The organism is Clostridium sp. LIBA-8553 (genome assembly GCF_057782465.1).
Map to the genome: position 1 here is coordinate 1,298,810 of NZ_CM173489.1, position 13,515 is coordinate 1,312,324.

Annotated in this window: 13 protein-coding genes; 9 read left to right on the forward strand and 4 right to left on the reverse strand. The window is 27.4% G+C overall.

Annotation, left to right across the window (positions count from 1 at the left end):
- Positions 1–10 precede the first annotated feature (10 nt).
- Positions 11–661, forward strand: a complete 651-nt coding sequence (locus tag AC2JAQ_RS05715; RefSeq protein ID WP_488458336.1) for a TetR/AcrR family transcriptional regulator — start codon at positions 11–13, stop codon at positions 659–661.
- A gap of 179 nt (positions 662–840) precedes the next feature.
- Here the strand turns inward: AC2JAQ_RS05715 and AC2JAQ_RS05720 are convergent, their stop codons facing one another.
- Positions 841–2,580, reverse strand: a complete 1,740-nt coding sequence (locus AC2JAQ_RS05720; protein ID WP_488458337.1) for a S41 family peptidase — start codon at positions 2,578–2,580, stop codon at positions 841–843.
- 601 nt (positions 2,581–3,181) lie between these two features.
- Between AC2JAQ_RS05720 and AC2JAQ_RS05725 the strand changes: the two genes are divergently transcribed.
- Both AC2JAQ_RS05725 and AC2JAQ_RS05730 read left to right on the forward strand, forming a co-directional pair.
- On the forward strand, positions 3,182–3,592 hold the full coding sequence (locus AC2JAQ_RS05725; protein ID WP_488458338.1) for a hypothetical protein: 411 nt from the start codon (positions 3,182–3,184) through the stop codon (positions 3,590–3,592).
- 5 nt (positions 3,593–3,597) lie between these two features.
- A complete protein-coding gene (locus AC2JAQ_RS05730) occupies positions 3,598–3,801 on the forward strand; it encodes a helix-turn-helix transcriptional regulator (protein ID WP_488458339.1) in 204 nt (67 codons plus the stop codon).
- A gap of 131 nt (positions 3,802–3,932) precedes the next feature.
- Here AC2JAQ_RS05730 and AC2JAQ_RS05735 read toward each other — a convergent pair whose 3' ends face one another.
- Positions 3,933–4,151, reverse strand: a complete 219-nt coding sequence (locus AC2JAQ_RS05735; RefSeq protein ID WP_488458340.1) for a DUF4318 domain-containing protein — start codon at positions 4,149–4,151, stop codon at positions 3,933–3,935.
- Positions 4,152–4,703: 552 nt separating this feature from the next.
- Between AC2JAQ_RS05735 and nagE the strand changes: the two genes are divergently transcribed.
- Both nagE and AC2JAQ_RS05745 read left to right on the forward strand, forming a co-directional pair.
- The gene (gene nagE / locus AC2JAQ_RS05740) at positions 4,704–6,158 is read left to right on the forward strand and encodes an N-acetylglucosamine-specific PTS transporter subunit IIBC (protein ID WP_488458341.1); all 1,455 of its coding nucleotides are present in this window, start codon (positions 4,704–4,706) and stop codon (positions 6,156–6,158) included.
- A gap of 293 nt (positions 6,159–6,451) precedes the next feature.
- A complete protein-coding gene (locus tag AC2JAQ_RS05745) occupies positions 6,452–6,841 on the forward strand; it encodes a hypothetical protein (RefSeq protein WP_488458342.1) in 390 nt (129 codons plus the stop codon).
- 393 nt (positions 6,842–7,234) lie between these two features.
- On the opposite strand, the gene AC2JAQ_RS05750 is transcribed toward AC2JAQ_RS05745, so the two are convergent.
- Positions 7,235–7,534 (reverse strand): hypothetical protein, encoded by a 300-nt coding sequence (locus tag AC2JAQ_RS05750; protein ID WP_488458343.1) that lies wholly within the window; start codon positions 7,532–7,534, stop codon positions 7,235–7,237.
- Positions 7,535–7,620: 86 nt separating this feature from the next.
- Positions 7,621–7,848, reverse strand: a complete 228-nt coding sequence (locus AC2JAQ_RS05755; protein ID WP_488458344.1) for a hypothetical protein — start codon at positions 7,846–7,848, stop codon at positions 7,621–7,623.
- A 474-nt stretch (positions 7,849–8,322) separates the two neighbouring features.
- On the opposite strand from AC2JAQ_RS05755, the gene AC2JAQ_RS05760 reads away from it, so the two are divergent.
- The 4 genes from AC2JAQ_RS05760 (at position 8,323) to AC2JAQ_RS05775 (ending at position 13,236) form a co-directional block, all read left to right on the forward strand.
- Positions 8,323–9,024, forward strand: a complete 702-nt coding sequence (locus AC2JAQ_RS05760) for a GOLPH3/VPS74 family protein (RefSeq protein ID WP_488458345.1) — start codon at positions 8,323–8,325, stop codon at positions 9,022–9,024.
- A gap of 3 nt (positions 9,025–9,027) precedes the next feature.
- Entirely contained in the window at positions 9,028–9,288 is a 261-nt protein-coding gene (locus tag AC2JAQ_RS05765) for a helix-turn-helix domain-containing protein (RefSeq protein WP_488458346.1), read from the forward strand.
- A gap of 187 nt (positions 9,289–9,475) precedes the next feature.
- Positions 9,476–10,330 (forward strand): Cof-type HAD-IIB family hydrolase, encoded by an 855-nt coding sequence (locus tag AC2JAQ_RS05770; RefSeq protein ID WP_488458347.1) that lies wholly within the window; start codon positions 9,476–9,478, stop codon positions 10,328–10,330.
- A gap of 263 nt (positions 10,331–10,593) precedes the next feature.
- Positions 10,594–13,236 (forward strand): calcium-translocating P-type ATPase, PMCA-type, encoded by a 2,643-nt coding sequence (locus AC2JAQ_RS05775; RefSeq protein ID WP_488458348.1) that lies wholly within the window; start codon positions 10,594–10,596, stop codon positions 13,234–13,236.
- Positions 13,237–13,515 lie beyond the last annotated feature (279 nt).

The following is a 13,515-nucleotide window of genomic DNA, read 5'->3' on the forward strand; positions in this document are numbered from 1 at the left end:
AGGTTTTAATTTGACAGATTCAATTTCTAATATATTTAAAAATAAGGTTAATAAAGATACAAAGATGACAGAAAAAAAGAAAAAAATATTAGAAGTAAGCATAGATCTTTTTGCAAAGAATGGATACTCAAATACATCAACTAGTCAGATTGCAAGAGAAGCTGAAGTTGCTGAGGGAACTATATTTAAACATTTTGGTTCAAAGGAAAATTTATTAATAGGAAATATAATTCCTTTTATACTTGAAGAGATATTTCCGGAGGTTGCAAATGATTTTACTGATGATAAATTAAAGGGAGATTATTTAGATTTTGAAACATTTATTTATTCAATAGTTAAGGATAGAATAGAGTTTATAAAGAGCAATAAAAAAATTTGTAAAATAGTAATTACAGAGGTAATGTATAGAGATGATTTATTAAACAATTTAATATCTTCAGTTCCTCAAAAAACTATAGAGTCATTTTATAATATTTTAAATAACTTCAAAGCAAACAATTTATTAGTAGATTGGCCTAATATAGATATAATAAGATTCATAATAACTAATATAGCAGGATATGCTATCACTAAGTTTATACTAGAAGATACAATAGATTTTAATGATCATGAACAGATAAAAAAAATAAGTAGGCTTCTAATAAATGGATTATCAAAATAAAACAAGTATAAAACACTATAATCAACAACAAAAATGGAGAATTTAAAATTTTTAGATTCTCCATTTTTATATCTTTGTAATATTTTAAAATTGTTCTTATAAAGTCTATTTAATTTATTCTAAAAATTAGAATTTATCTATTTAATCTGTAATAGCATATTTGTTGATACAAGTTTCTTTTAGTTTTTTGTCTTTGAGATTTCAATTGCCTTTTCTAAAAGCTCATCCTTTCCATCTCTTATTCCTTGAATAGTTGGTTTTACATATATATCAGGTTTAATCCCTATCCTTTGAGTTTCAAGGCCCTCTGGTGTATATATTCCTATTCCTGTTATTGTGGTTCTTATTCCGCCAGGTAAAGTTAGGGTTGCTACATTTCCATCTGCACCTATGGAGTTTTCTCCAATTACAACTGCATTAGGTGATTTCCTAAGGGCCATTGTAGTAAACTCAGCATTACTTTGAGTACATTCATTAATTATTACTACAATTTTTCCTTTATAATAATCTTTGTTATTTTTTCCAACTGTTATGTCTTCAGAAAATATAAATTCACCAGGTATTGATTTATTAGCGATTGTCGCTCTTGAAAACACAGTTTCTTCTGGTAAAAGATAATTAGGCATTATATATGTTATCATATCTGATGGATAATATCTTAAATCAACAATTATTCCATTAGTATCTTTAAATTTATCCATAATACTATCTATTTCACCTTTGGTTAAAGCTCCTGGATTTATATAACCTATATTATTAGATAAAAGCTCATGGGATCCTCCATTTACTTCATTAATATCGACTTCCTTCGCATTATAACATCTAACTTCTTCAATTAATTCTTTTCCGTCTCTTTCTATTTTAAGAGATAAACTATCATCTGAAGTTCTAAATAAATAATATTTTAAACTATTTACTATAGCTTCATCACGAGAAAATGAAATATACTTAGATTTTTCCTTTATTATTTCAAATATATCTTTATTATTAATCTCTAATATCACGTCTCCAACTTTTAAATTACAGTCATTTTCATATTTTTTAATTATATCTGTAACAACAATTTTATTCTCAACCAAAAGAAATTTAATAGGTGCAAGATTAGTTCCCCAATAGTTATACAAAGTACCAGCAATATCATTAATAGATCCATGAGAATCATGTATTTTTGAAGTTAATTCTGATAAGGTTAGTTTATATGATAAATCATCATCACTCTCAATAATTTTTGGAATAAACTCATTTAATACTTCATTCCAATCCTCACCCATAACGGTTCTATATGGGTAGTAATACTCAATTATATTCCAATATCTAAATAAGCTAAGAAGCTTGTACCCATCATCATTATAGTCAATAACAGGGTACACTTGTTCATTATCAAAATTTGAATAGATTGAATTATTTTTATAATTTACATAAGCTCTATTTCTATCAGATATATAAGACTTTGATATCTTAACTAATAGGTTACTAAGATCTTTACTTAAGTATTCTTCATCACTTATCCAATTAGTATCTGCCTTTACCATAACTTCAGGGTTTTCACTATATGCATTTTCTTTAAACTCTCCAAGTTTATTAATCCAATCATATAAAATATCATTTACTTCATCTTGACTTTTAGCTTCCATAACCGTTGGCATGACTCTGAATAATTCAAAATCCCAGTTTTTCGAACCGGCTACTATTTTAGGATGATAATACTTAGCAAAGCCCCAAACTTTACATAGCTTATTTAAGCTTTCAATTTCATTGTTATCTAAATCATCAATAGTAATATTTGAACCAGCTTTAAACTCAGTATCAAAATAACTCCTATTATAATAGAAGAAAATTAGCGACATGATTATAATGAGGGGGATAGTAATTAAGACTAATTTTTTTAGTGAATCAAATTCTCCCTTTTTACCATTCATTTTGACATCTTCCTCTCATATTAATATAATATACTTTTTATTAATTAAGTATTTTAAAAAGTTACTGCAAATTCTCTTATCTAGTTTGCAATAATCAGAATAAAAAATCTTATATGAATAATGAAATAATTTTATATTAGATTTTAACTTGTACCAAAAAGATTAGGTCTGATCCATCCATTTACCTTAGGTATAATCATAATATTTTTCATAACTTTCACCTCTATAAATGTAGTGTTTTTAGAAGGATATCTTACTAAATAATCTTTATTCTTATTATACACAAATAATTGATAAAAATGAAATAAATTCCAAATGGTTAATATATAACTTTTATAATTTAAAATTATAGTTTTAAATTATGATTTAATTGAGTATTGCTTTTTAGTCATTCTTTTAGATTTAGCTTAAATTTAAGTGAAAATCAGAATTTATAATTTTGTATTTTGAACTTATAACTTTGAATGGAATGAAAAGAGGTTTTCTGGCATAAGCAAAAAAAGTTATAAATATATCACAAAAAAATATTTACAAATAAATGTAAAAGTTGTATATTTATAACATGAAAGTTAGAAATATATAACTTTAAAGGGGGATTAGTATGTTAGAGAAGACGCTAAGTATCAAAAACCAACTATATTTAGGAGCAGCAATACATTCAATTGTAGCTTTAATAAGTTTAGTACAAAATCTTAGAATTTTCAGTGAGAGAACAAATGATTTTTTAGGAATATTTCTTTTGATTATTCTAGCTATTGCCTTTGGATATGAAACAAAGAAAAAAGAAAAAAATGATGAATATACTAATAAAATTTTTGGGGAAATAGATAGTATATGTATAAGAGCTTTATCTTGGATTGTGCTAGCAATTATTGTTTTTGTAGATTTTCCTACAAATCTTTCTAATGAGTTTATTATAGAATTATTTAAGCAGATATTGTGGTTAATTGTAACTGTAATAGCTATTCTAAGAGCTATCCTTTTTAGTCGCTATGAGAGAAAGGGGATTTAAATAAATTGCCTATATTAAAAACAAAAATAAAAGAATATAGAGAAAAAGCACTGATGAAACAAAATGAACTTGCAGAGTTAGTTGGGGTAAGGAGAGAGACTATTGTTCACTTAGAGAATGGTAGATACAATCCTTCTTTAAAATTAGCTATGGATATAGCTAAAATTTTTGAAGTTTCAGTAGAAGAGTTATTTAAATTTGAAGAGTAATAAGGTTTAAGGCTATGTTTTAAAGTAATGTTGATTTTATAGATGATAGAAAAGTCATGAAGTCAACAAAAAAATTAAAACATAGCCTTAATTGATAATTGTAATGAAAAAATTTGGTTTAAAGAATAATATTATTTGACCTCTTTACAAGTTAGTTGGTATCCACCACGAGCCATTGTAATTTCTACTTCATAAACTACATTGTCTAATTTAAAAGTAACAGGTTTTTCTTTACTTATAAATTCAACATTGCTTTCTTCTTTTAAAATAGCATCACATATTGTACCTGAGGATGGATATTCTAGTGAGTCATTTAAATCTACATTAAAAGTTTTTCTAAAAAATCTCATTATTAAAATCACTCCTTTTAGTAATTAATGTAATATATTTACATTAATTATAACAGAATATTATTCAATATATAGAATTTTAAAAGATTGTTCACTTAATATATATAGATGTAGTTAAAATACATGCTATAATGAAATTGTAAACAAAGTAAAAATATGTATTTTATTGTTAAAAATGTTAGTTGGAAAGTTGACTTTTAAACTATATTTTTAATAAGTAAATACATATATAATAAACAATTAAATAAAATACATACAACTATTATAGGTGGTTTGGTGTATGAAATTAAATGTTTATTAAATCAAAAATTTATTACATAGTTTTTAGGGGGTGTGAAAGAAATTTTTATGAGAGCTCTCAAATTTATTTTTAAAATTATTAATGGTGAATTTGAGTAGTTAAAGAAAACGTTTTTAAAAGCAATTATAAATATAATATTTAATTGTAAGTCTATTATTTTACTATGAAAAATTAGTTTAACTATTTAAAAAATAAGGGGTTTTTAAATAGTTTATTTAATAGACAATGGAATTTATAGGGGGAATATTAATATGATGAAATATTTTCAGAGATTAGGTAAATCTTTAATGCTACCAGTTGCTGCACTTCCAGTAGCAGGTATATTAATGGGAATTGGCTACTGGATAGATCCAACAGGTTGGGGAGCAAATAGTGTTATATCAGCCTTCTTATTAAAATCTGGTGGAGCTATTATAGATAACATGGCAATTCTATTTGCTATTGGGGTCGCAGTTGGTATGTCAGATGATAATGATGGAGCTGCAGGCTTAGCAGGTTTAGTATCATGGCTTATGATAACTACATTATTATCTACTGCTGTTGTTGCTATGCTACAAGGTGTAGACGTTGAAGCTGTTAACCCAGCCTTCGGAAAGATACAAAACCAATTTATAGGTATCGTAGCAGGTTTAATAGGAGCTAGTTGTTATAATAGATTTAAAAATACTAAGTTACCAGACTTCTTAGGATTTTTCAGTGGAAGACGATGTGTTGCTATAGTAACTGCACTTGCTTCAATAGTAGCTGCTTTAGTTTTATACTTTGTATATCCTGTAATCTACAGCGGATTAGTTTCATTTGGTGAATCTATGATATCTATGGGACCAATAGGAGCTGGGATATATGGATTCTTCAATAGATTATTAATACCACTTGGTTTACACCATGCTTTAAACTCAGTATTCTGGTTTGATGTTGCTGGTATAAATGATATAGCAAACTTCTGGTCAGCAACAAATGGTACTTTAGGACAAACTGGTATGTATATGTCAGGTTTCTTCCCAGTAATGATGTTTGGTTTACCTGCTGCTGCATTTGCTATGTATACTTGTGCTAAAAAGAATAAAAAGAAAGCTGCTGCTGGTATATTATTAGCTGCTGCCTTATCTTCATTCTTCACAGGTGTTACTGAACCATTAGAATTCGCATTCATGTTCTTAGCACCAGGATTATATGTAGTTCATGCATTATTAACAGGAATATCTATGGCCGTTGTTGCGGCTTTACCGGTAAGAGCAGGATTTAACTTCAGTGCTGGTTTCGTAGACTGGGTATTAAGCTTTAAAGCACCAATGGCTATGAATCCATTATACTTACTTGGTATAGGCTTAGTATTCGCAGTTATATACTATGTAGTATTCGTAGTTATGATAAAGAAATTTAACTTAAAGACTCCAGGTAGAGAAGATGATGAAGATGATGATTCAAGTGCAGTTTTAGCAAATAATGATTACACTAATGTTGCAAAAATCATCTTAGAAGGACTAGGTGGAGCAAAAAATATTACTTCAATTGACAACTGTGTAACTAGATTAAGATTAGAAGTAAAAGATCCTATACTAGTTAATGAGAAGAAGATAAAATCTTCAGGTGTAGCAGGTGTTATAAGACCTGGAAAAACAAGTGTTCAAGTTATAGTTGGAACACAAGTTCAATTCGTAGCCGACGAATTTAAGAAACTTTGTAAGTCTAAGAATTACGTATAAGAATTAATTTATTTATCTTAAAGATTAAGTGTAATTAATAATTTATCTTTGAAATTTTAAAATAAGTCCAGTAGAAATATTTAGTTATCTCTACTGGATTTTTTAGTTTGGTGCTGTCTTAAACTCACATAAAACATAGCCTTTAGTTTATTTAAAGATTGTATAGATTGCAACTTAACTGTTGATTGTTTAACAGAGCCTATTATTAAAATTAAAGTTTTACAAGAGTTTATTTATTCAAGATTTTGTTATATAATTAGTTTACAATAAATGTATAAAATGGGAGGGATTTTATGTTTAAATTAAATCTAAATGAAGAAGAGATTTTAATGAAGATTACAGTTATGAAACCTGTGAGTAATAAAGAGGCAGCTATGAATTTTATAGGAAATTTAATAACAAGAGCAGGAGGAGATGTTGCATATAAGATACATCTAATCTTGACTAAGGATGCTCTTTATTTAGAGCATATAGGACATGCATCTTTAGGATATGCTGAAGAGACAAGAAATATTGATCGAATACCTTTTAAAGATTTAAAAGAGTTTTCAGTAACTACTAAAGATAAGGAAGAAGAAGTAAAAATAATAACTACAAATAAAGAGTTTAACTTTTTTAGAGATAATTCAAAGGGTGATAATTTAGCTTTAACTATGGCTAAAGTAGTAGAGGAGTTTAAATAATTATACTTTAGGTAATTTTGAAAAATCATTATATACAAACTTTAATTGAGAAAAATTAATATTTACATTTAGAAATAAAGAGGATTGAAAAATATAATCTTCTTAAAAAGCCAATAAAGGGAAGTCTTTTGACTTCCCTTTAAATTTATATTTTTAACAATGCTTTAAAATATAAAAAAATGCAAGTTTGTAAAAAGAGTATCAAATTCTTTTAAATCAGGGAGGAATAAATTTGAGAAAAAATAAAGTGGTATTTGGAGTTATAGGTTTATTATTAATCTTTATTTTTAGCATTGTTGGCTTTAGGTTTGTATCAAAGTCAAAAGAGAAAGTGAATTTTTACTGTAATATAGTTGAAGTGAGAATAACCAGCATTTTTATTTTAAAATTAAACTATTTTAAAGGTCTTAATATATACTGTTGAAGAAATACTATGCCTAATATTAATATAAGTAAAGAAGAAACAGTATTAGCTTTAAAATATACTGTAAATAGACATAAAATTAGAATGATGAAATTTAAAAAGGTCGAAAAGAGTATCTTTTTGTATTTTTCTTCATTTAAGTTTTTATATAAAACACCATTAAATCTTATGTGAGTATCTCTAGCTAAAAATGCACAAAGTGGATGAACAATACCAGCCATCAATATAATTAAAAGTATTATTAAAGATATACAATAATATATAACCATAAATTCAATCCTTTCTAAAATTAATATTTTAATTAATAAACAACTAAAATTAAGTTATTCATTTTGAGATATATTTTAATTAAAGTCTAAAAACATTTCCAAACATCTTTATATGTAAATTTTTTGTTGCAAAATAGAGTGTAGATGAAGAAAATGGATGTAGATATTCCAAAAACAATATCACCAAAATCTTGAGATTTGTCTAAAGGAAAATAAAATGCTAATTGTATTATTATAAAAAATAAAAATATGACCAAAAAATAATCTGGATCTTCTTTTAGCTTTTCAATGTTAAACCACAAAAATCTTTTCATAATTTTCTCTCCTTTGCTTTAGAATTTTATTTAAGTTAAATTATACTTTCATATAAAAAAATCACAATACATTTTGCATAACTGGTCAGAAAATTAACAAAATTGGTGTGAAAGTAATAAAAAGTATCAACAAAAAGTTTATAAATTGTGAATTTGGGAAATAAAATATATAGAAAATATTAATAAGTCAATTTTAATGTTAAAATTGATTGTTTTAAAACTTCTTGAATAAGTTAAAAACAGAATTGCTTCCTAATGGAATGAATAAAGTTGTATTAAGTAAGAGTTTATAAGTCTTCCTTTCTTTTAGATGTTAAGAAAGGAGTTTTTTTTATATTTAATAGATAAGCTGAAATTTTATTTATAAAAATAGTGCACCGATTGAAATCTGAGGGATATAATGTAGTAATAAGTAATAAGTAATAAGTAATAAGTAATAAGTAATAAGTAATAAGTAAATGGAGGCATATGATTATGAATCTTACAGATAAAAATCTATCTATTATAGAAGAGTTTGTTACTCTCATGCTTACTGGAAAAGAAATGTTTAAGTACAAAAAGCTTAAATTAGGAAATACTAAGATCTATTCAATTGCATCTATATTTATTGAGTTGTTTTTAGATAATAAGATAGCTTTTAATGAGAAGGAGCAAATTATTGTTACTGATGCAAGATTAACAGGGATTCAATATATTGATGAGGTTTTAAAGACTATTCATGAGTCCAAGAAGTTAAAGAAACTAGATGAGTGGATGGAGCATTTTTATATACACTCTAAGTTTTGTAGCAAGGTATATAACTCTATTGTAAAAGAGATTATTGATAATGAAATTTTAGAAAAGGAAAATGGAGAAGAGTTAGTGGATTTATCTAAAGGAACCTTTAAGGATAGCGAGGATATAGGAGAGCATATAATTCAAAAATTAAGAGCTGAATTATTGGAAGAGGGAGCTATTGATGAAAATACTATGTATCTTGTACTTCTTTTAGATTCAAATAAAATGCTAAGAGCTTATTTTTCAGAATATGAGTATAAAATAATAAAAGAGAGAATAGAAGAAGTAGCTAAAAGTAATAAAACTAGAATTTTTACATTAATTAAGAAAGAAATTACTAAGATTGAAACTTATTCAGCACTTAACTTAGTTTCAGATATAATTGCAGGGTTGGTGTAGATAATGTCAATACCAAGAAGTATTGAGAAAATACAAAATTCTGATTTTGTTACAATAAGCGAATTAGTTAAGTTAACTGGCATGAGATATAGCACATTAAAATACTATACGGAGGAGGGGCTATTACCCTTTGAACAGATTGATAGTAGGCTCGTTAGAAGATTTCCAAGAGAAGAGGCAATTAAGCGTATTGAAGAAATAAAAGGATTAAAAGCTAATGGGTTAACAATAGAAAAAATTAAAAAAATATTATTAGGTCTTTAGAAGTTATAAGTGATTTGGTTATGTGATAGAAACTAAATCACTTTTTACGTATAGTTAAGGTGAAAACTCCTTAGCACAATATATATCCTTATTTAACTACATATAAGCTATAGAATAATTTGTTAGGAAATATTTTTCACTATATAATATTAATTGATTTTATTATTACAGTTTATGAGGTGAAAGTATGAAGAAATACAAAGTAATTGTTATGGATGTTGATGGAACATTAACAAACAATGAAAAGAAAATAAGCGAAAAAACTAAACAAGCTTTATTAAAAGCTCAAGAAGATGGAATGATTTTAGTTATTGCATCAGGAAGGCCAACATCAGGTTTAATGTACTTAGCTAAAGAATTAAAAATGGACGAGCATCATGGACTTTTAGTTTCATTTAATGGTTCAAAGGTAATTGATTGTGAGACTAATGAAGTTTTATTTAATGAAACTATGAGTGTAGAAGATGGACAAGCTGTTCTTGAGCATATGAAAAAATTTAAGGTTAAACCTATGATTTGTAAAGGTGAATACATGTATGTTAAGGATGTGTATGATAATAAGATAAATTATAAAGGAGAGCCTTTCAACATAATTAAATATGAAGCTCGTAATTGTAGATTTAAATTATGTGAAGAGAATGATTTAGTAGCTTTTGCAGATTATCCATTAAATAAGATATTAACTGCTGGTGATCCGGAATATTTACAAGCACACTATAAAGAGATGATGGAGCCATTTAAAGATACTTTAAGTTGTATGTTTACAGCAGATTTCTTCTTTGAATTCACTGCTAAAGGAATTGATAAAGCAAAGGCTTTAGATACTGTGTTCGCTCATTTAGGGATTAGTAAAGATGAGGCTATTGCCTTTGGTGATGGTCATAATGATGCATCAATGATTAAATACGTTGGTTTAGGGGTCGCTATGGACAATGCAGTACAAGAATTAAAGGATATATCTGATTTTGTTACTTTATCAAATGATGAAGATGGAATTGCTTATGCACTAAATAAATTCCTTAAGGAAGAAGTATTAGTTTAAAATTTTTTAGATTTTACTTTCACATAAAAAAGGATTTTTTAATAAAATATCTTGTGGGGGAGTAGTTCGCACGAGAATGTGTTACAAATGCCAACATACTGACTAGTTATAGTCTGGCTTTGTATTAAATAACGAGACTCACGTATAGTTTTTATGCTATACGTGTGTCTCTTTTTATTTTAGAGGTAAAACTCATGTATGGTTTAAAAGCTGTACATGAGTTTTTTTATTTTATATAGATAAAAATGGAGGTAGAGGATTATATGAATGCTTTTATGAAGGAAAAACAAGAAGTTATTGACTTTTTCAACTCAAATGAAAGGGAAGGGTTAAGTGAACTACAGGTAAAAGAAAATCAGAGGAAATTTGGCGAGAATAAACTTAAGAAATATGAATCAGATTCCCTTATTAAACAAGTGGTTGATGCAGCTACAGAACCTATGATTCTAATGTTAATCTCAGCAGGGATAATTGCCTTAGGTGTTAATATCATAAGAGCTTTAAGTGGTGGTAATGCTGACTTTCTTGAATGTTTAGGAATATTTATAGCAATTTCTTTATCAGTTATAATCACAGTTTTCATGGAGCAAAAGAGTGCTAAAGCTTTTGAAGCCTTAAGCAAAATTAATGAAGATATATTGGTAAAGGTTATTAGGGATAATGAAGTTAAGGGAATACCACAAAAGAATATAGTTAGTGGAGATATTATTTTAGTTGAAACGGGAGATAAGATTTCTGTAGATGGAAGATTACTAGAGGCTGACTCTCTTATGGTGGATGAATCGACTTTAACAGGTGAGAGTATGCCTGTAAGTAAGGATTCAGAGATAATATTTAATGAGGAAGACATCCCAGTGGCAGAACGTGTAAATATGCTTTATTCAGGAAGTTTTGTCACAGAGGGAAAAGGCAAAATGATTGTAACCAATGTAGGAGAAAGTACTGAGTTTGGTAAGATAGCCAATGAGTTATCATCAACTCAAAAATCAAATACTCCATTACAAGAAAAGTTAGCTAGATTAGGAAAGTTTATAACTATGCTCGGAGTAATTGCTGCCTTCATAGTATTTTCAGTACAGATTATAATATTTTTTCTAAGTGGAACAATTTCCATTGACACAGTATCTGAAGCATTTATAACAAGCATAGTATTAATAGTAGCAGCTGTACCAGAAGGGTTACCAACTATTGTTGCAGTATCTTTATCTATAAATATCATAAAAATGTCAAAGCAAAATGCTTTAGTTAAGAAGATGATTGCTTGTGAAACAATTGGGTGTATAAATGTGATTTGCTCAGATAAGACAGGTACTCTCACAGAGAATAAGATGAAGGTAATAGATATATATGTAGATTCTCATATAGTAAAACCTAGTGAGTTAAATAATAAGGACATAATAGAAAATATCTGTATAAATAGTACGGCAGACCTTGAATTAAAGAATAAGGAAATTAAATTCATTGGAAGCCCTACAGAATGTGCTTTATTAGTAGCTGTTAAGGAAGCAAAGAAAGATTATAAAGAAATACGTAATTTTAATAATATGCTCTATGTATTTCCTTTTTCTTCAGATACTAAGAATATGACTACAATAATAGGGAAGGAAGAGGAGGCATATGCTTACACAAAAGGTAGTCCAGAAAAAATTATATCTATGTGTAAAATAAATGAGGAAAATAAAAAAGAGGTAGAGAAGGAAATTGAGAAATATCAAAATAAGGCTTATAGAGTAATAGCTTTTGCTCATAAAAATTTAGGGTGCATTAATAATTATGAATGGATTCGAGAGTTAGTAGAAAGTGAAATGATATTTGATGGATTTGTTGCAATATCAGATCCACTTAGAGAGGATGTATTTGCTTCAATAAATAAGTGTCTTAGCTCAGGAATAGATGTGAAGATACTTACAGGAGATAATTTAATAACAGCAAAGGCAATATCAAAGGAGTTAGATTTACTTGATAACAAACACATAGCAGTAGAGGCAAAGGAAATAGAAAAATTAAGTGATGAAGAATTAGAAAAACTATTGCCAAAAATTAGAGTAATAGCAAGGAGTACACCATCAATAAAGATGAGAGTTGTTAAAATCCTTAAAGAATTAGGAAATATTGTAGCAGTTACAGGTGATGGGATAAATGATGCTCCTGCAATAAAGAGTGCTGATGTAGGAATAGCCATGGGGATATCAGGAACTGAGGTTTCAAAAGAGGCAAGTGATATAGTATTATTAAACGATTCTTTTTCCACAATTATAAAGGCTGTGCAATGGGGACGTGGAATATATGAGAACTTCCAAAGATTTATACAATTTCAGCTTACAGTTAACTTATCATCCGTAATAGTTGTTCTTTTCACCATATTGTTAGGTTTTAAATCTCCTTTTACAGCCTTACAATTATTATGGATAAATCTAATAATGGATGGGCCACCAGCTTTAACTTTAGGTCTTGAGCCCATAAGAGAGGATTTAATGGGAAGAGAACCAACAAAGAGGAATGCTAATATTGTAACTAAAGGAATGTTAAGAAGAATAGTAATAAATGGAGTATTCATATCCTTAGTATTTCTAGGACAGCATATTTTTAATTTTATGGGTGCTACTAAAGAACAAATGCCAACAGTGTTATTCACCTTGTTTATTGTATTCCAATTATTCAATGCCTTTAATAGTAGAGAGTTAACCAATACTAGTATTTTCAAAAATATTACTAATAATAAGATAATGCTATTAGTATTCTTAGTGACATTTACCCTACAAGTCATTATAACTCAATTTGGTGGAGTATTTTTCAACACTATAGCCTTACCAATTAGCATGTGGATTAAAATAATCTTAGTTGGATCTTTAGTAATACTAATTTCTGAAATCAGCAAGCTAATTCAAAGAAGACTTTCTAAGTAACAGCATTCAAAAGAAAATATAAATCTATATTCTTTAATAGAAGAGTTAAAAGCTTATATCCCTATTCAGTGAGGATATAAGCTTTTTTATATAATTAAAACATTTTAGGCTTTAAAGGTTCTTATTTAAGATTACGTACTTAATTCTTTTCTTTTGACCAATAATATCCTATTTTTCTATGATGCGAGTTTTTATTAATTATATATGATTGAATTAGAGTATAGAGAAATTTTTGTTTAGACATATATTATCTGTTAAAGAAATTTAAAAACATTTTTA